This is a genomic window from Polaromonas sp. P1_E12 (assembly GCF_056405975.1).
Genome location: NZ_JBFUBB010000002.1, coordinates 160,721 through 178,349, shown reverse-complemented (window position 1 = coordinate 178,349; position 17,629 = coordinate 160,721). Strand labels below are relative to the sequence as shown.

Genomic DNA, 17,629 nt, shown 5'->3' with positions numbered 1-17,629 from the left:
TGGGTTGAGCAAGGTCTGGAAACGCCGCCATCATAGGCAGGAAGCTTCGCCGCACGGCATGCCCATTGGCAACAAATAGCAACGCCCCCGGATGCTTCACCTTCCCTTCCAAACCGCTGTATAACCAAGCCATGAACGCCACACCTGCAGCGGTGCATTACCCATGACTTCCATTCCTGCCCAACACCCCACCCACCTGCGTGCCCACACCTACCATGGCCTCGCCCCCGGTCCGCGCCTTCTGGTCACCGGCGCCGTGCACGGCAATGAGACCTGCGGCACGCGTGCCATCACGCAGCTGCTGGAAGAAATCGACAGCGGCCAGTTGGGCATTGAACGCGGCACCGTGACTTTTGTGCCCGTGACCAACCCGTTGGCCTACCGGCTCAAGCAGCGCATGGGTGAGCGCAACCTCAACCGCAACATGGCGCCGAGTGCGATTCCCCAGGACTTTGAGGACCGCATCGCGAACGTGCTGTGCCCGCTGCTGGATGCGCATGATGTGCTGCTGGACCTGCACTCTTTTCACACGGGCGGCGCGCCGTTTGTGATGATTGGCCCGCAAAACAACACGGGGGCGCTGGAGCCCTTTGACCATGCCGCGGAAGAAATGCAGCTGGCGCTGCACACCGGGCCGCACCGGATCGTGGAAGGCTGGCTGGAGACGTACGCCCGGGGCGTGCAGCGGCGCGCGGCAACGGCTGCGGGCGCTGCGGGAGGCGCCCGCGCGCAGACATTGGTGACCGACCCGAACTACGGCGTAGGCACGACCGAATACATGCGTTCACGCGGCGGCTACGGCGTGACGCTGGAATGCGGCCAGCATGACGACCCGCAGGCGGTGCAGGTGGCGCGGCATGCAATTCAGCAGACGCTGGGCCTGCTGGGGCTGATTACGCAGAAACCCGCGCCGGTGCCGATGACGCGCGAAATCCTGCGGCTCGTTGACGTGGTGGACCGCGAGCATGCGGGCGACACCTTCACGCGCGAGTGGCGCAGCTTCGACGCCGTGAAAGCCGGCGAGGCGATTGGCACGCGAAATGGCGGCGCACCTGTTGCCGCACCGGCGGACGGCTTTGTGGTGTTTCCGAATCCACGAGGCGAAGTGGGCCAGGAGTGGTTCTATTTCGCGCAGCGGCGGGTTTGAGCGCGGATGGGCCGGGCCAGCGCCGTTGCGGGGTGGCTACGGCTTGCCGCAAGGTGCCGACATTGCTATCTATTTAATAGCTGCTAGCGCCTACCCCTATTGGCTTGCAGGCCAATTTGATGGTTAAACGAAGGGCTTTTTTGCGTCAAAACGGGCTAAAACCCGTTTGAAAACCCGAAAAGGTTGGTTTCAGACGGCCAAAGCCGCCAAAAACACGATTTCTCAGTATCAAAAGTGGCCGCAGCCCAATACTGAACTGCGCCAGCAGCTATTTATTTGATAGCGACCGCAACCATCCATTCAATCCTTCACACGTGACGCAAAGGTCTTGCGGAATTTGTCGACTTTGGGGCCGACCACAAACGCGCAGTAACCCTGGTTGGGGTTGTTTTCGAAATAGTCCTGGTGGTAGGACTCGGCGGGCCAGTAGTTTTCGAGCGGCAGCACTTCGGTGACGATGGGTTTGCCGAAGGTCTTGTCCTGGCTGACCTGACGGATGAAGTCGTCGATCTCCGCCTTCTGCTCCGGCGTTGAGTAATAGATGCCGCTGCGGTATTGCGTGCCGGCGTCGTTGCCCTGGCGGTTCAGGCTCGTCGGGTCGTGGATGACGAAGAAAATTTCGAGGATCTCGCGCAGCGTGATGTCGGCCGGGTCGTAGGTGAGCTTGACGACCTCGTTGCTGCCGGTGCGGCCCGTGCAGACCTCTTCGTAGCTGGGCCGTGCGGCCTGGCCGTTGCTGTAGCCCGACTCCACGTCGGTAACACCGCGCACCTTGACGTACACCGCCTCGGTGCACCAGAAGCAGCCGCCGCCGAGCGTGATGGTTTGGGGGGAAGAAGGCATGGAAATCTCCGCTGAAATCCGTTGGTCGTACGGGGAGCGGCAATCTTACGCCGCGGCCTGCAGGCCCGCGGAGAGGCCCACACATTGCCCCTGAAGCGAACTGGAAAGCGTCCGGTTCAGTCGCGCCGGCGCGGGCCTTTGGTGACGTGCTGGGGGCCGATTGCACGGCGCATCAGCCGCAGCAGGGCCAGCGCCACAAGCCCGCCGGCCACAGCCAGGCCGAGCGAACCCATGCTGAAGACCTTGTCGTTGGTGGCGCCCTTGCTGAGCAGGGCAGCCACGAAGTCGCCGCCGATGAAAGCGCCGAACATGCCGACGCCGATACTTTCGAGGATGAGGATTTTTTCGCGGGTGCCCGCGAGCAGGCAGGCAGCTCCGCCGAGAAGGGCACCCACCGCACACCAGATATACGGGTTGATGCCGTTCTCCTGAAGACTATGAACTGCCCCATGGTGACAGCTTTACGTCCCCAGCGGTGGACATACTTTTACCAAGGTCATTCGCCAGGGCACCTGGGCGGGATGGAATCTTCATGCCTTCGCCGCCGGGGCGATTGCGCGCACCGCCTTCACAAACGCGGCCAGCGCCTGGTGGTCGCGTGCGGTTTTCCAGAGGCAATGCGTTTCATAAGGTGTGGTGGCGGCATCCAGCGGCACAAAGGCCGCCCCCGCCATGGCCGACTGCCTGAGCGCAGCCGGCACCAGCGCCACGCCCATACCCTGCGACACCAGCGACACCACACTGAGCCAATGCCGCAGTTCGTAGCGGATCTCCGGGTAAAAACCGGCTTCAGTACAGATTGCCAGGATGCGTTCGTGGTAGTCGGGCGAGACGGTGCGCGACACCACGGCAAAGGGTTCGCCCTGTAACTGCTGCAGCGATATCGAACGCTTTCGCGCCAGCGCGTGCCCCGCGGGCAGGCAACCGACAAAGGCCTGGCTGGACACCAGCACCTGCGACAACTCGGGCGGCACGCGTGTGGTGTGCACAAAGCCGAGGTCCAGCCGGTCATGCGCCAGCTCGATCAACTGCTCGCTGGAGTTGAGTTCCTTCAGCGTGAGGCGCAGCAGCGGGTGTTCGGCCTGGAAGCGCTCCAGGATCTTGGGTAGGCCGCTGTACAACATGGTTCCTGAAAAGCCGATGGCCAGGCTGCCGGCCATGCCCTGCCCCACGTCGCGTGCATGGCCAGCCGCCTGCGCGGCCTGATCCAGCAAGGCGCGCGCCGCCGGCACAAAGGCCTGCCCGGCGGCGGTGAGTTGCACCGATTTGCTGTTGCGCGTGAGCAGCTTGGCGCCGACCGAGGCTTCAAGCTGCTGGATGTTCAGCGACAGCGGCGGCTGGGAAATCGACAGGCGCCGGGCCGCCCGGCCGAAATGCAGCTCTTCGGCCAGGACAAGGAAATAGCGGAGGTGACGAAATTCCATGAGCCATCCATGAATATGTTTTTTATATCGTTGGATCGATATTTGATATTAGACAACTATTCATGCTTGTCAAACAATCGAGCTGCCCGCGGGCATCCCAGCCACGCGCCCTACACTGCAAACCAAGCCACCTTTTTCGGAGACAACCCATGAAAACCCAATTCAACTGGCAAGACCCGTTTTTCTTTATGGAGCAGCTGAGCGAAGACGAGCGCGCCATTGCCGACGCCGCCCACGCTTTCTGCCAGGAAAAACTGCAGCCCCGCGTGCTGATGGCCGCACGCCACGAGAAGTTCGACCGCGAAATCATGAACGAAGCCGGCGCCATGGGTTTCCTGGGCTCCACCATTGAAGGCTATGGCTGCGCCGGCCTCAATTACGTGAGCTACGGCCTGGTCGCGCGTGAGGTGGAACGCGTCGACAGCGGCTACCGCAGCGCCATCAGCGTGCAGAGCTCGCTCGTCATGCACCCGATCAACGCCTATGGCAGCGAAGCGCAAAAACAAAAATACCTGCCCAAGCTGGCCACCGGTGAATGGGTCGGCTGCTTTGGCCTGACCGAGCCCAATCACGGATCCGACCCCGCCAGCATGCTGACGCGCGCCAAGCCTGTCGACGGCGGCTTCATCGTCAAGGGCGCCAAGATGTGGATCACCAACAGCCCGATCGCCGACGTGTTCATCGTCTGGGCCAAGCTGGAAGACCCCGACGGCAAGGTCGGCGGCCAGGAAAGCATCCGCGGCTTCGTGCTTGAGAAGGGCATGAAGGGCCTTTCCGCCCCCAAGATCGAAGGCAAGATGAGCTTGCGCGCCTCGATCACCGGCGAGATCGTGATGGACGACGTGTTTGTGCCCGAGGCCAACCTGCTGCCCAACGTGAGCGGCCTGAAGGGCCCCTTCGGCTGCCTGAACAAGGCGCGCTATGGCATAGCCTGGGGCGCTCTGGGCGCGGCGGAAGACTGCTGGTTCCGCGCCCGCCAGTACACCATGGACCGCCAGCAGTTCGGCCGTCCGCTGGCGCAGAACCAGCTGATTCAAAAGAAGCTCGCCGACATGCAGACCGAGATCACGCTGGGCCTGCAGGGCTGCCTGCGCGTGGGCCGGCTGATGGACGAAGACAAGTCCGTGCCGGAAATGATTTCGCTGATCAAACGCAACAGCTGCGGCAAGGCGCTGGACATCGCCCGCCTGGCGCGCGACATGCACGGCGGCAACGGCATCCATGACGAATACCATGTGATCCGCCACATGATCAACCTCGAAACGGTGAACACCTACGAAGGCACGCACGACGTGCATGCGCTGATCCTGGGCCGTGCCCAGACCGGCCTGCAAGCCTTTTATTGATGACCTTTCAGGGCTTCAGCCCAATCAGGACGTGCGCAAGCAGCTATATTTTTCATAGCAAATAAATACAACGCATGGAATTCGGCGCGCTCAAGCCTTTGCTCACCAGCCTGGCGCTCCCGCCAGCCTTGCTGCTGTTGCTGGCCTTGCTGGGCCTGGTGCTGGCCTGGCGTAATAAAAAAGCCGGGCTGGCGCTGGCAACCTTTTCGGTGCTGCTGCTGGCGCTGCTCAGCTGCCACGGCACGGCCGTATGGCTGGCGCGCACCGTGCTGCCGCAGTTTGCCGCCATGCCGGTGGCCAACCTCAAGGCCCACAAGGTGCAGGCCATCGTGGTGCTGGGCGGCGGCGTGCTGCCTGAAGCAGCTGAATACGGCAGCAGCCAGCCAGGCGCGCACACAGCGGCGCGGTTGCGCTACGGTGTGTGGCTGGCGCGGCAGTCGGGCTTGCCGCTGGCCTTTACCGGCGGCATGGGTTGGGCGGCCAGCAGCGCACAGACCGATTCCGAAGCCGTGGTGGCCGCACGCATGGTGCAGCAGGACTACGGCATGACGCTGCGCTGGAACGAAGCCCAGTCGCGCGACACCTGGGGCAATGCCCGCCTGCTGGCGCCGCTGCTGCAGCAAAGCGGTGTGCAGCGCATCGCGCTGGTCACCGACGCCTGGCACATGCCGCGCGCTGTCCGGGCTTTTGAGCGTGCCGGCCTGACGGTGACGCCCGCCCCCATGGGTCAGGTGCAGCCGGCACAGCACGACCTGATGGAATGGGTACCTTCCGCATCGGGCCTTATGGTGTCGCAGCAGGTACTGCGCGAATGGCTGGCGCTGATGGTTGGTCGGTTCACGCCTGTTTAGACAGCCGGCCTCTCGCGGGCCCCTTTCGCCTGGGCCCGCGGCAGACCCAGCTGCTTTACCGCGGGTTTACCTTTCAGGGCACTACCGGCTCCCCCGCCTCGGTGTAGCCTAGGCGGTTTTGGTTGACGGTCGGAAAGTAAGCAGATATATTACTAACCAGTCAGTCAGTAACTATGTCACTTTCCAAATTATTTTGCGACAAAACCTCCGCGGTCGCCGCCAAACGCGAGCGCCGCAAGGAAGCACGCCCCGGCGAACTGCTGGACGCCGCGCTTGACCTGTTCGTGGAAAAAGGCTTTGCCGCCACCCGCGCCGAAGAAGTGGCCGCCCGCGCAGGGGTATCGAAAGGCACATTGTTCCTTTACTTCCAGAGCAAGGAAGAACTGTTCAAGGCCGTGGTGCGCGAAAACATCTCGGGCCGCTTCACGGAATGGCGCGCCGAGCTGGACACCTTTGAAGGCACCACCCCTGAATTGCTGGCTTACTGCATGAACAGCTGGTGGGAGCGCGTGGGCCTGACGCGCGCCTCGGGCCTGACCAAGCTGATGATGAGCGAGGCCAAGAACTTCCCCGACATCGCGGCCTTCTACCAGCAAGAAGTCATCATGCCGGGCCACGGGCTGATCCGCAGCATCCTGCAACGCGGCATGGACCGCGGCGAGTTCCGGCCCATGGACCTGGACTATGCGGTTTACCTGGTGGTCGCTCCGATGATTTTCCTGATCCTGTCCAGGCACACCGCCGGCATCTGCATCAGCAGCGACGCAGACCTGGATCCGCAAAAATACATCGCCTTCCAGGTGGAAACCATCCTGAACGGCATCTCCGCACCGGCCGGCGCCGCCGCACAGTCCAACAGGAAAGCCGCAGCATGAAGCGATGGGTCAAGTGGGGGGTCGCCGGACTCATCGTGCTGCTCATCGCGGGCGGCGTGCTGCGTGCATTGTCCGCACGCAAGGCCCAGCAACAGGCGCTTGCCGCAAGCACCGCCGTCAAGGACATGGGACAGGTCGAACTGGCCGCCACCGATGTGGTCAAGGCGCAAACGCGCGACGTGGTTCAGGGGCTGCCGGTGTCGGGCTCGCTTAAGGCCGTCAACTCCGCCGTCATCAAGGCACGCGTGGCCGGCGAGCTGCAGGGCCTCACGGTTCGCGAAGGCGACGTGGTCAAGGCCGGCCAGGTGATTGCGCGCATCGACGCCACCGAATACCAGTCACGCGTGCGCCAGGCCCGCGAGCAGGCCGAGTCGGCCAAGGCGCAGGTGGATGTGGTGCAGCGCCAGTACGACAACAACAAGGCGCTGGTTGACCAGGGTTTCATCTCGAAGACCGCGCTCGATACCTCGCTGGCCAACCTCAACGCCGCGCAATCCACCTACAAGGCGGCGATGGCTGCCACCGAGGTCGCGGCCAAATCGGTGGACGACACAATCCTGAAAGCCCCCATCTCCGGCCAGGTGTCGCAGCGCCTTGCCCAACCCGGTGAGCGCGTGGGCATCGACACCAAAATCGTCGAGGTGGTGGACCTGAGCCGGCTCGAGCTGGAAGCCACCTTGAGCGCCACCGACTCCATGGACGTGCGTGTGGGCCAGACCGCACAGCTGCAGATTGAAGGCAGCCGCCAGCCCGTCACGGCCAAAGTGGTGCGCATCAATCCCACGGCGCAGGCCGGCAGCCGCAGCGTGATGGCTTACCTCAGCATCGACAACCCGGGCGCAGCAGGCGACGCCGGCGCGCCACCCTTGCGCCAGGGGCTGTTTGCGCAGGGCACGCTGGGCACGGCCAGTGCTTCGCTGCTGTCGGTGCCGGTCAGCGCCGTGCGCACCGACAAACCCACGCCTTATGTGCAAGCGGTTGAAAACGACCTGGTGGTGCACAAGAGCGTGGAGCTGGGCGCTCGCGGCACCGCCGGCAAAGACAGCGTGGTCGCTGTCAAGGGCCTGGCCGACGGCGCGGTGGTGATCCGCGGCGAGATCGGCGCATTGCGCGAGGGCACCAAGGTGCGCTTCACACAACTTCCGGCTGCGGCGCAAGCAGCCAGTGCACCGGCCAAGCCGGCGCCCTGAGGACTCGCGCGCATGTGGTTCACGCAGGTCAGCCTCAAGAACCCGGTGTTCGCCACCATGGTCATGCTGGCCATCGTGGTGCTTGGGCTGTTTTCGTACCAGCGCATGCGGGTCGACCAGTTCCCCAACATCGACTTTCCGGTGGTCGTCATCACCGCCGAATACCCGGGCGCTTCGCCCGAGATCGTTGAAAGCGAAGTCACCAAAAAAATTGAAGAAGGCGTCAACTCGATCGCCGGCATCAACGCGCTGACCTCGCGCAGCTACGAAGGCCAGTCGGTCGTCATCATGGAGTTCCAGCTCTACGTCGACGGGCGCCGCGCCGCCGAAGATGTGCGCGAAAAAATCGCCGCCATACGCCCCAACTTTCGGGACGAAGTGAAAGAGCCGCGCGTGCTGCGCTTCGACCCGGCAAGCCGGGCGATCTGGTCCGTTGCGGTGTTGCCCAATGCCCAAAGCGGCAATGCCATGTCGGCCGTGGAGCTGACCAACTGGGCCGACCAGGTCTTGAAAAAGCGCCTGGAGAACGTACGCGGTGCAGGCTCCGTTACGTTGGTGGGCGGCACCAAGCGCGAAATCAACGTCTACCTGAATCCGCAGGCCATGGAGTCGCTGGGCATCACGGCCGACCAGGTGGTCAATGCCGTGCGCAACGAAAACCAGGATTTGCCGGTGGGCGCCATCCGCTCGCTGCAGCAGGAGCGGGTCGTCAAGATCGATGCACGCATGAAGCGCCCCGAAGACTTCGGCAAGATCATCGTGGCGCGCAAGGGCGCCGCGCCGGTCACGGTGGACCAGGTGGCGCGCATTGCCGACGGCGCGCAGGAGATCGACAGCCTGGCGCTGTACAACGGCCAGCGCACGCTGCTGCTGTCGGTGCAAAAAGCGCAGGACGAAAACACCATTGCCGTGGTGGATGGCCTGAATCAGGCCATCAAGGACATCCAGCCGCAACTGCCGCCCGGCGCCCGGCTGGAGCTGATCACCGACGGCTCGCGGCCGATTCGCGTGGCGGTGGAAAACGTGCGCCGCACGCTGATTGAAGGCGCGCTGCTGACGGTGCTGATTGTTTTCCTCTTCCTGAACTCGTGGCGCTCCACGGTGATCACCGGGCTCACGCTGCCGATCTCCATCATCGGCACCTTTTTGTTCATGAACCTGTTCGGCTTCACCATCAACATGATCACGCTGATGGCGTTGTCGCTGTGTGTGGGCCTGCTGATCGACGACGCGATTGTGGTGCGCGAGAACATCGTGCGCCATGTGCAGATGGGCAAGGCACCCTACCAGGCCTCGCTGGACGGCACACAGGAAATCGGCCTGGCGGTGCTGGCTACCACGTTCTCCATCGTCGCCGTGTTCCTGCCGATTGGCTTCATGGGCGGCATCATCGGCAAGTTCTTCCACGAGTTCGGCGTGACCATCGTGGCGGCGGTACTGATCTCGATGTTCGTGAGTTTCACGCTGGACCCGATGCTCTCCAGCATCTGGCACGACCCTTCCATCGAAGCGCACGGCAAACGCCATGCGCCCGTCACTTTCTACGACAAGACCATAGGCCGCGTCACCGGCTGGTTCGACCACGCCACCGACTCGCTGAGCAACAGCTACCAGGGAATCCTGCGCTGGTCGCTGGGCCACAAGCTGGCCACCCTGGCCCTGGCTGTGGTGATTTTTATCACCAGCATTTTCATGGTGCCGCTGCTCGGCACCGAGTTCGTACCCAAGGCCGACTTCTCGGAAACCTCACTCAATTTCTACACGCCGGTGGGTTCGTCGCTGGAAACCACCGAAGCCAAGGCGCGACAGGTGGAAGCCATCATCCGCGAATTCCCCGAAGTGAAGTACACGCTGGCCACCCTGAACACCGGCAACGCCCAGGGCAAGATGTACGCCAGCATTTACGTGCGCCTGGTGGACCGCAAGGCACGCACCCGCAGCGTCGACGAAATGTCGGGCGTGTTGCGCGAACGCCTCAAGCAGGTGCCAGGCATCACCGTGACGCACGTCGGGCTGCTCGACGCGGTGGGCGGCAACAAGCAGGTGGAGTTCTCGCTGCAGGGGACGGATTTGAAAGAGCTGGAACGCCTCACGCGCGCCATCAACGACAAGATCCGCGGCATCCCCGGCCTGGTGGACCTGGACTCCAGCGTCAAGGCCGACAAGCCGGTGATTGAAATTGATGTGCGGCGCGACGCAGCCTCCGACCTGGGCCTGTCGGTGTCGCAGATCGCTGCCTCATTGCGCACCCTGGTGGCCGGGCAGACGGTAGGCAACTGGCGCGCGCCCGACGACCAGACCTACGACGTGAACGTGCGCCTGGCGCCCGATGCACGCAACGCGCCGCAAGACCTGGAGCGCCTGCCTTTCATGAGCACGCCCGGCAGCAGCGCCGACGGCGCCGCGCACATGGTACGGCTCAACCAGGTGGCCACCGTGAAGGAATCCACCGGGCCCAACCAGATCAACCGGCGCGACATGGCGCGTGAAGTCGCGATCAACGCCAACGTCTACAACCGCTCGGCCGGCGAGGTGTCGAACGACATCAAGGCCGCGCTGGAAAACTTCAGCTTTCCGCCCGGCTATCGCTACCAGTTCAGCGGCTCCACCAAGAACATGGCCGAATCCTTTGGCTACGCGGTGTCGGCACTGGTGATGGCCATTTTGTTCATCTACATGATCCTGGCCAGCCAGTTCAAGAGTTTTTTGCAGCCGATGGCGCTGATGACCTCGCTGCCGCTGACCTTGATCGGTGTGGTGCTGGCCCTGCTGCTGTTCCGCTCCACGCTCTCGATGTTTTCCATCATCGGTGTGGTGATGCTGATGGGCCTGGTCACCAAGAACGCCATTTTGCTGGTGGACTTTGCCATTCGCATGCGTGCCGACCAGGTCGACGTGGATGGCCACCGCGTTCCGGGCATGAACCGCAGCGATGCGCTGCTGCACGCCGCCAAGGTGCGGCTGCGCCCCATCCTGATGACCACGCTGGCGATGATTTTCGGCATGGTGCCGCTGGCTTTTGCCCTGACCGAGGGCTCGGAGCAGCGTGCGCCCATGGGCCAGGCCGTGATCGGCGGTGTCATCACCTCTTCGCTGCTGACCCTGGTGGTGGTGCCGGTGACGTATTGCTACCTGGACGACCTGGGCCAGTGGTTCAAGCGCAAATTCGGCCCCAAAACACCGCCGCAAGACCCCGCGGACATGCCTGCTGCAACGCCGGCCGCCGTCATGGGCGACCGTTAAAATCAAAGGTTTATCTCGTGTACAGCTCACCCTCCCCCATTTCGCCAACTTACAGGTCCGCCATGAACTACGAACAAGCCCGATTCAACATGATTGAGCAGCAAATCCGCCCCTGGGAAGTGCTGGACAACCAGGTCCTTTCCCTGCTGGCCGTGGTCAAGCGCGAAGACTTTGTGCCGGCCGCCCAAAAGGCACTGGCCTTTGTCGACATGGAAATCCCGCTGGGCAGCGGGCTCGGCCAGTGCATGCTGGCGCCCAAGGTGGAAGCCCGCATCCTGCAGGAACTGGCCGTGCAAAAACATGAAAAGGTTCTGGAAATCGGCGCCGGCTCCGGCTACATGGCCGCACTGCTGGCCCACCGCGCGCAGCAGGTGATCACGCTGGAGATCGACCCCAAGCTGGCGCAGACCGCACGCGACAACCTGCAAAGGGCGGGCCTTTACAACGCCGAAGTGCGCACCGGCGACGGCGCCGCAAAAATCGCCCAGGCCGTTTCCAGCAACGACCCGCTTCGTGGACCGTTTGACGTGATCGTGCTCAGCGGCTCGGTCGCCGAAGTACCGGCTTCGCTGCTGTCCCTGCTCAAGGTGGGCGGCCGCCTGAGCGCCATCGTGGGCTTTGAGCCGATGATGCGCGCCACCCTGGTCACACGCGTGGCCGAAGACGCCTGGCGCACCACCCAGGCCTGGGACACCGTGGCGCCGCGCCTGCTGAATTTCCCTGAACCTTCGAAATTCAGCTTCTGAGCCTGGGCGCCGTACACGACTTCACCAACGCCAAGCACGCATTCCAACGCAGGACAGCCGACCATGATTCCCCAACTGAGCCCCGCCAACTTCGCCGAGTGGCGCAACAACGCCGGGGAAGGCGCGCCCGCCCTGCCTGTGGTGCTGGACGTGCGCGAGCCCTGGGAACTGCAGACGGCCTCGGTCAGGGAGGACGGCTTCAGGCTGGTGCACATCCCGATGCGGGAAATACCCACGCGCCTGGCTGAGCTGCAGGAAATCGGAGCCGGCACCGGCCAGCCGATCGCCTGCCTCTGCCACCACGGCATGCGCAGCCTGCAGGTGGCCAACTTTTTGACGCAAAGCGGCTTCACCGAGGTCGTCAATCTGCAGGGCGGCATTGACGCCTGGTCGCAGCAGGTGGACCCGTCGGTCCCTGTGTACTGACCTTTGCCGCCGCTGCACACCGTATTCACCTCCACATCGCCGATTCACTCATTCCTCAGGACCTTTATGACCACGCCCAAGAAACCGCCGGCGCTACGCCTGTCGATGTTGCCCCTGTCGATCGCCGTCACTGCGGCGCTGATGATGGCAGCCCCGGCCGCGCAGGCCCAGAGCCTGGTGGAGCTGTATGAGTCGGCCCGCGCCTTCGACGCTGCCTACCAGTCCGCCAAGCTCCAGTACGACGCCAACCTCGCCAGGGCCGCCCAGGCCAAGGCCGGCATCTTGCCGACAGCAGGCGTTTCGGCGGGCGTGTCGCGCACCAGTTTTGAAAACACCGCACCGGTGATCGAGCGCAGCTTCAACACGCAAAACGCCACGCTCAACCTTTCGCAGCCGCTGTACCGCCCCGCCAACTGGGCCACCTACCAGCAGGCCTCCAGGCAGGTCGAGCAGTCCCAGGCACAACTCGAAACCGCCAACCAGGACCTGATCGTGCGCACCAGCCAGGCGTACTTCGACGTGCTGGCCGCGCAGGACACGCTGACGTTTGTCCGGGCGCAAAAAGCCGCGGTGGCCGAGCAGCTTGCATCGGCCAAGCGCAACTTTGAAGTGGGTACCTCCACCATCACCGACACCCGCGAAGCGCAGGCACGCTACGACCTGGTGATCGCCCAGGAGATCGCCGCCGAAAACGATTTGCGCGTCAAGAAAATCGCGCTGGACACGCTGGTCGGGAAAACCGAAACGCAACCCAAGCCCTTGCTCGCGCCCGTCAATTTGCCGGTCGTGGAACCCGCCGATGTGAACATCTGGGTGCAGCAATCCGAAGCGGTGCACCCGAATATCCGCCTGGCGCAAAGCGGGCTGGAGATCGCCGACCTGGAAGTCAAAAAAGCCGAAGCCGGCCACAAGCCGACGCTGGACGCGACGGCCAGCTACAACGTGACGCGCAACCCGTCGGGCACGGCCACCACCATCCCTCCGTTTGCCTTTCGCACCAACACAACCACCATCGGTGTGGTGCTGAACGTGCCGTTGTTCGCCGGCTTTGCCACGCAAAACCGCGTACGCGAAACCCTTTCGCTGAAAGACAAGGCACAAAGCGACCTTGAAGGCGCGCGCCGCACCGTGGCCCAGGCCACGCGCACCGCGTTTTTCGGCGTGCAGTCGGGCCAGGGCCAGGTGAAAGCGCTGGAAGCCGCCGAGCTGTCAAGCCAGAGCGCACTGGATGCCAACAAGCTGGGTTACCAGGTCGGCGTTCGCATCAACATCGACGTGCTCAACTCGCAGAGCCAGCTGTTCCAGACCAAACGCGACCTGGCCAAGGCGCGTTATGACGTGCTGCTGGGCGACCTGAAACTGCGGCAGGCCAATGGCACGCTGACACCGGAAGACCTGCAAAAAATCAACGCACTGCTGGCCAGGTAAATCGCGGTACGCTTCACAACACTCCAACAAAGGCCCGGCCCGGGGCCAGAATTTCCATGTTGATGCCCGCACACAATCCCCTGCCCTTGCCGATAGAGGCTGAACGCGTGACCGATGCGCCGGTACACATCCCCAAAGGCCCCAGCTTCGAGCTGATCGAGGAAGCCACCTGGGAAGAACTCAAGCGCGCGGGCCGCCGGCCACCGTTTGACAAACCCGTGCTGGTCAAGGGCGGAATCCATCACTGGCCGGCCTGGAAAAAATGGTCGTTTGAATTCCTCGCCGACGTCTGTGCCGGCAAGGGCGCCGAGGTGCCGGTCAAGTTCACCGATGGCCTGGTCGAACAGGGCGTGACCAAGGGCCGCCCCTTCCTTCCGGTCGCACCCTATCTGCGGGAACTCGGCAAGGCGGCGCAACGCACGCCGGACCCCATGGCCGGACTGCTGCCCAAGCCGGTGCGGGACGGCTACAAACCCGGCGAGCGCTTTCACCTGAACTGGGCCCACATGCAGTCGTTCAAGCCGACGACCTTGTACCTGGCGCAGTGGGACATCCTCGAAAAATACCCCGAGCTGCGGCGCGACCTGCTCATCAAGAGTCTGTGGCCCGGCCGCATGACCTGGGAATATGTGTTCATGGGCCCGGCCAATACCGTGACCGGCCTGCACAACGATTTCCCGCACAACTGGTTTGTGCAACTCCAGGGCGTCAAGGAGTTCATCCTTTTTTCACCCGACCAGCGCCAGCACATGTGCCCGGCCGCCAAATACGACTGGGGTGCCACGCTGAGCGACATCAACGTCTCGCGCCTGCCCGAGCAAGTCCGCGAACTCGCCTCCTTCGAAAAAGCCCACGGCTACCATGCCCGCGTTGAAGCCGGCGATGCCCTGTTCATCCCCAGGCGAACCTGGCACTCGGTGGTGTCAGTGGAGCCCTCCATCAGCCTGGGCATGTTTGGCCTGACGCCGTATGAAGTGGCGACCGGCGGCGCCTGGGCCACGCTGCGCGACTGGGCGCATCACCTGCGCCTTTATGCGTGGGGAAATTGCACTTGTCATCAGGTGCTGGGCAAGCGCTAGGCCATCGAACGAACGCCTTTCAGCAAAACGTCACTTGCACCGGTCGTTGATGTCAATCGCTGGACCACCAAAACAGCCATGAAGCCGCTCGATCTCGATCACTTTCCCCAGCCGGACTCTAACGCTGCCGGTAGCGTGGAAGCTGCGCTCGACGCGCTCTGGAATGCATACGATGAATCGACCGCAAATGAAGCCTACGATGCGCTTCTCTGGGCAACTGGAAACAACCACAGGGGCACGTACTATCCTGTCGTCTTGGGTGTCCTTCCGGAGATTGAACAGATTCTCATGAAGGGAAAAGAGTGGGCGCAGCGAGCAGCTATGGAGTCATTAATAGATCTTGGTGGCTCATTCGTCCCTGAAAAAGGTTACGACACATATCTTGGAGCCTCGGTCAAAGAAACACTCAATGCATTCATCTACTCCATGCGCCAGCGCATTGCACCACTCGCTAACGGTACGGGTGCGCGCGCCAAAAGTGCAATTGAGCTGTTGGAGCTCATTGACGACCAGGCGGCCTAGGTGCCGTTAAAGCCACTTAAATAGGTCTGGAGCGCATCCACCGTCTTCACCGTCGCACCGCGGTTGCTGTCGGCGAAAGCCAGCCCGGCGGCCACCGCGGCAGCGCGTGCTTCGGGTTTGTCCATCAGCTTTCGGGCGGCACGCACGCCCTGCTCCATATCGACCACGCGCCGGGCCGCCCCCGCCTCGATGGCCAGCTCGGCGGCTTCGGTGAAGTTGAAGGTGTGGGGGCCCATCACGACCGGACAGCCACAAGCAGCCGCCTCGATCAGGTTTTGCCCGCCCAGCGGCGCGAAGCTGCCGCCCAGAAGGGCGACATCGCTCATCGCGTAATACAGCGCCATTTCACCCAGTGAGTCGCCCAGCCATACATCCGCCTGCAAGGCATCGTCGTTCACGGCCGGGCCGCTTGCCGCCTCGGGCCAGTGCGAGCGGCGCGAGACACGCAGGCCGTGCTGCTGCACCAGCGCCTCCACCTCGTTGACCCGTTGCGGGTGGCGCGGCACCAGCAACACCCTGAACTGGCTTCCCGGCCCCTCCTTGTGCGCTTCTTCCCGCGATTCATTCGCTACAGAATTGATAGCTGTCTGCGCTTGTTCAGATTGGGCTGTAGCACTTAATTGCTTTAAAAACTCCTGCTCTTCGCCTTCACGCGAGCTGGCAAACATGAGCACCGGCAGCCCGAGCGCCTGACGCCAAACCTTGCCTTTTTCCAGCTGGGTGTCGTCAGGCGAGGCATCAAACTTCAGGTTGCCAAACACGCCGCTCACCGCAGCACCCGCCTGGCGAAAGCGCCGGGCGTCGTCATCGGTCTGGGCATACACCGCAGACAACGCCGCGTAAGCCGGAAACGACAGCGGCGACATTTTCAGCGCCTGCTGCAGGGACTTTTCAGACAGCCTGCCGTTGACCAGCACCAGCGGCATGACACGCGTCTGGGCTGCGGCCACCATGTTGGGCCAGATCTCGGTTTCCATCAGCAGGCCCAGGCGTGGTTTGAAGTGATCAAAAAACCGCGCCACTGCGCCTGGGCTGTCCCAGGGCTGCCACACCTGCACGTCGCCGGGCTGCAGCAGGGCCACGCCCTCGGCGCGCCCTGTGGCCGTACCGTGCGTCAGCAAAATACGCAAGCCGGGGTGTTGCGCGCGCAGCGCCTTGAGCAGCACGGCTGCCGTGCGGGTTTCGCCGAGGGAAACGGCATGCAGCCAGACCAGCTCAGAGGCGGTTTCCACCGGCTGGGCGTAGTGCCCAAACCGTTCCTGCACCGCCTGAAGGTAGCCGGGTTCCTGCCTGCCGCGGCGCGCCAGTTTGCGGCGCAGCAGCGGCTGGCCCAGCCACATCAGAAGCGAATACAGCTTCAGGGCCAGCGCGCTCATTTCGCCCCGCCGGCACGGGTGGGGCTGCTCACCGCCCAGCATGCCAACCAGGCCTGCCAGACGGTCTCCACTGTGGGCGCCGGCCGCGCATACACGCTGACCTGCCGCCCACCGTGGCCGAGGGCAGCGGGGCCGGTTCGCCACGCCGTGTCGAAGTTGTAGATCTGCACATGCGGCAAATCCAGCGCCACGGCAATGTGGCTGACACCGCTGTCGACACCAATGACACCGGCGCACTGCGCCAGCGCTTCAGTGAGCGCGTCGAGCGGCAGCAGAGGCAGCACCAGGGCGATGTCCGCGGCGGTTTTGGTCAGCGCCTGCGCGATGGCCTGGCTGGTGGCCAGCTCGTGTGCATTGCCGTGCGCCAGTGCCACCGGGTAGCCGGCCGCATGGAGGCGACGCCCCAGCGTGATCCAGTGATCCAGCGGCCACTCCTTGTCGGGGCGCGAGGTGCCGTGGACCAGTACCACCCGGCCTTTCGACGCTTCAGGCGCTATCTTTTCAGGAGCTGCTTGCGCCCGTCCCTCATAGGTTTCAAGCCTTTTTAATCCAAAATCTGGCGCGCCTTTCAGGGTGTAGCCCAGCGCGCGCGCCGCCAGCTCGCGCGAGCGCTGCACCGCGTGAATATGCGGTGGGAGGGTGATGGCCACGTCGGCCACCCAGCGGGTAGGCGCTTCATAGCCCGAGCCCTCGGTCTGGTTGGCCAGGGCATAGCGCTTGCCGCCGGGCGCCACCGTGGCAAGCCGCGCCACCAGCGCCGACTTGGTCAAGCCCTGCAGGTCGATGACGGCGTCATAGGCTTCACGTTGAAGGTCGCGCTGGAAGGCACGCCATTCGTTTCGCGTGGCCAGCGTCCAGAATGATTTGCGCCAGCGCCGGATCTCACAGGGAATCACCCGGTGCAGACCTTTGTGGCGCGCCAGCAAGGGGGCAAAGGCCTTTTCCACTACCCAGTCAATCTGCGCGTCCGGGAGCGCGGCATGGATGTCCCGCACCACCGGCAGGGTGTGCACCACATCGCCGAGGGAGGACAGCTTGACCAGCAAAATTTTCATGAAGCATTTTAGACCCCCACGCTCCCCCACTTCGTGTGGGTCGCCGCCCCCCGAGGGGGCCGCCCGCCTGCGGCCCGG

Annotated in this window: 16 protein-coding genes; 11 read left to right on the top strand and 5 right to left on the bottom strand. The window is 63.5% G+C overall.

Annotated elements, in window-relative coordinates; genetic code table 11:
• Positions 1-163 precede the first annotated feature (163 nt).
• Positions 164-1,147 (top strand): M14 family metallopeptidase, encoded by a 984-nt coding sequence (locus tag AC1D13_RS06600; RefSeq protein ID WP_477665568.1) that lies wholly within the window; start codon positions 164-166, stop codon positions 1,145-1,147.
• Positions 1,148-1,447: 300 nt separating this feature from the next.
• Here AC1D13_RS06600 and msrA read toward each other — a convergent pair whose 3' ends face one another.
• The 3 genes from msrA to AC1D13_RS06585 all read right to left on the bottom strand — a co-directional run bounded on the left by msrA (position 1,448) and on the right by AC1D13_RS06585 (position 3,414).
• On the bottom strand, positions 1,448-1,990 hold the full coding sequence (msrA, locus tag AC1D13_RS06595) for a peptide-methionine (S)-S-oxide reductase MsrA (protein ID WP_457279947.1): 543 nt from the start codon (positions 1,988-1,990) through the stop codon (positions 1,448-1,450).
• 116 nt (positions 1,991-2,106) lie between these two features.
• Positions 2,107-2,385 carry a hypothetical protein gene (locus AC1D13_RS06590; protein WP_457279946.1) on the bottom strand — a complete coding sequence of 93 codons (279 nt, stop codon included), beginning with the start codon at positions 2,383-2,385 and terminating at the stop codon, positions 2,107-2,109.
• A gap of 135 nt (positions 2,386-2,520) precedes the next feature.
• The gene (locus AC1D13_RS06585) at positions 2,521-3,414 is read right to left on the bottom strand and encodes a LysR family transcriptional regulator (RefSeq protein WP_457279945.1); all 894 of its coding nucleotides are present in this window, start codon (positions 3,412-3,414) and stop codon (positions 2,521-2,523) included.
• Between the two features lie 149 nt (positions 3,415-3,563).
• Between AC1D13_RS06585 and AC1D13_RS06580 the strand changes: the two genes are divergently transcribed.
• From AC1D13_RS06580 to AC1D13_RS06535, 10 genes are all read left to right on the top strand, one after another.
• On the top strand, positions 3,564-4,760 hold the full coding sequence (locus AC1D13_RS06580) for an acyl-CoA dehydrogenase (RefSeq protein WP_457279944.1): 1,197 nt from the start codon (positions 3,564-3,566) through the stop codon (positions 4,758-4,760).
• Between the two features lie 74 nt (positions 4,761-4,834).
• Positions 4,835-5,611, top strand: a complete 777-nt coding sequence (locus tag AC1D13_RS06575) for a YdcF family protein (protein WP_457279943.1) — start codon at positions 4,835-4,837, stop codon at positions 5,609-5,611.
• Positions 5,612-5,784: 173 nt separating this feature from the next.
• A complete protein-coding gene (locus tag AC1D13_RS06570) occupies positions 5,785-6,486 on the top strand; it encodes a TetR/AcrR family transcriptional regulator (RefSeq protein WP_457279942.1) in 702 nt (233 codons plus the stop codon).
• Positions 6,483-7,676 (top strand): efflux RND transporter periplasmic adaptor subunit, encoded by a 1,194-nt coding sequence (locus AC1D13_RS06565; RefSeq protein WP_457279941.1) that lies wholly within the window; start codon positions 6,483-6,485, stop codon positions 7,674-7,676. Before AC1D13_RS06570 ends, AC1D13_RS06565 begins: the two co-directional genes overlap by 4 nt.
• A gap of 12 nt (positions 7,677-7,688) precedes the next feature.
• Entirely contained in the window at positions 7,689-10,919 is a 3,231-nt protein-coding gene (locus tag AC1D13_RS06560; RefSeq protein ID WP_477689224.1) for an efflux RND transporter permease subunit, read from the top strand.
• A 62-nt stretch (positions 10,920-10,981) separates the two neighbouring features.
• A complete protein-coding gene (locus AC1D13_RS06555) occupies positions 10,982-11,665 on the top strand; it encodes a protein-L-isoaspartate O-methyltransferase family protein (RefSeq protein WP_457279939.1) in 684 nt (227 codons plus the stop codon).
• Positions 11,666-11,728: 63 nt separating this feature from the next.
• Positions 11,729-12,091 (top strand): rhodanese-like domain-containing protein, encoded by a 363-nt coding sequence (locus AC1D13_RS06550; RefSeq protein WP_457279938.1) that lies wholly within the window; start codon positions 11,729-11,731, stop codon positions 12,089-12,091.
• Positions 12,092-12,157: 66 nt separating this feature from the next.
• The gene (locus tag AC1D13_RS06545) at positions 12,158-13,519 is read left to right on the top strand and encodes a TolC family outer membrane protein (RefSeq protein WP_477689223.1); all 1,362 of its coding nucleotides are present in this window, start codon (positions 12,158-12,160) and stop codon (positions 13,517-13,519) included.
• Positions 13,520-13,581: 62 nt separating this feature from the next.
• The gene (locus tag AC1D13_RS06540) at positions 13,582-14,598 is read left to right on the top strand and encodes a cupin-like domain-containing protein (protein WP_477689222.1); all 1,017 of its coding nucleotides are present in this window, start codon (positions 13,582-13,584) and stop codon (positions 14,596-14,598) included.
• Positions 14,599-14,676: 78 nt separating this feature from the next.
• Entirely contained in the window at positions 14,677-15,120 is a 444-nt protein-coding gene (locus AC1D13_RS06535; RefSeq protein WP_477689221.1) for a hypothetical protein, read from the top strand.
• On the opposite strand, the gene AC1D13_RS06530 is transcribed toward AC1D13_RS06535, so the two are convergent.
• Entirely contained in the window at positions 15,117-16,496 is a 1,380-nt protein-coding gene (locus tag AC1D13_RS06530; protein ID WP_477689220.1) for a 3-deoxy-D-manno-octulosonic acid transferase, read from the bottom strand. The two genes, AC1D13_RS06535 and AC1D13_RS06530, sit on opposite strands and share 4 nt — an antisense overlap.
• Positions 16,493-17,551 carry a lipopolysaccharide heptosyltransferase I gene (gene waaC / locus AC1D13_RS06525; RefSeq protein WP_477689219.1) on the bottom strand — a complete coding sequence of 353 codons (1,059 nt, stop codon included), beginning with the start codon at positions 17,549-17,551 and terminating at the stop codon, positions 16,493-16,495. Before waaC ends, AC1D13_RS06530 begins: the two co-directional genes overlap by 4 nt.
• Between the last annotated feature and the right edge of the window lie 78 nt (positions 17,552-17,629).

Excerpts from the sequence above, each read along its gene's own strand:
- AC1D13_RS06600 (WP_477665568.1), top strand. The coding sequence starts at position 164 with ATGACTTCCATTCCTGCCCAACACCCCACCCACCTGCGTGCCCACACC.
- msrA (WP_457279947.1), bottom strand. The coding sequence starts at position 1,990 with ATGCCTTCTTCCCCCCAAACCATCACGCTCGGCGGCGGCTGCTTCTGG.
- AC1D13_RS06585 (WP_457279945.1), bottom strand. The coding sequence starts at position 3,414 with ATGGAATTTCGTCACCTCCGCTATTTCCTTGTCCTGGCCGAAGAGCTG.
- AC1D13_RS06580 (WP_457279944.1), top strand. The coding sequence starts at position 3,564 with ATGAAAACCCAATTCAACTGGCAAGACCCGTTTTTCTTTATGGAGCAG.
- AC1D13_RS06575 (WP_457279943.1), top strand. The coding sequence starts at position 4,835 with ATGGAATTCGGCGCGCTCAAGCCTTTGCTCACCAGCCTGGCGCTCCCG.
- AC1D13_RS06570 (WP_457279942.1), top strand. The coding sequence starts at position 5,785 with ATGTCACTTTCCAAATTATTTTGCGACAAAACCTCCGCGGTCGCCGCC.
- AC1D13_RS06565 (WP_457279941.1), top strand. The coding sequence starts at position 6,483 with ATGAAGCGATGGGTCAAGTGGGGGGTCGCCGGACTCATCGTGCTGCTC.
- AC1D13_RS06560 (WP_477689224.1), top strand. The coding sequence starts at position 7,689 with ATGTGGTTCACGCAGGTCAGCCTCAAGAACCCGGTGTTCGCCACCATG.
- AC1D13_RS06555 (WP_457279939.1), top strand. The coding sequence starts at position 10,982 with ATGAACTACGAACAAGCCCGATTCAACATGATTGAGCAGCAAATCCGC.
- AC1D13_RS06550 (WP_457279938.1), top strand. The coding sequence starts at position 11,729 with ATGATTCCCCAACTGAGCCCCGCCAACTTCGCCGAGTGGCGCAACAAC.
- AC1D13_RS06545 (WP_477689223.1), top strand. The coding sequence starts at position 12,158 with ATGACCACGCCCAAGAAACCGCCGGCGCTACGCCTGTCGATGTTGCCC.
- AC1D13_RS06540 (WP_477689222.1), top strand. The coding sequence starts at position 13,582 with ATGCCCGCACACAATCCCCTGCCCTTGCCGATAGAGGCTGAACGCGTG.
- AC1D13_RS06535 (WP_477689221.1), top strand. The coding sequence starts at position 14,677 with ATGAAGCCGCTCGATCTCGATCACTTTCCCCAGCCGGACTCTAACGCT.
- AC1D13_RS06530 (WP_477689220.1), bottom strand. The coding sequence starts at position 16,496 with ATGAGCGCGCTGGCCCTGAAGCTGTATTCGCTTCTGATGTGGCTGGGC.
- waaC (WP_477689219.1), bottom strand. The coding sequence starts at position 17,551 with ATGAAAATTTTGCTGGTCAAGCTGTCCTCCCTCGGCGATGTGGTGCAC.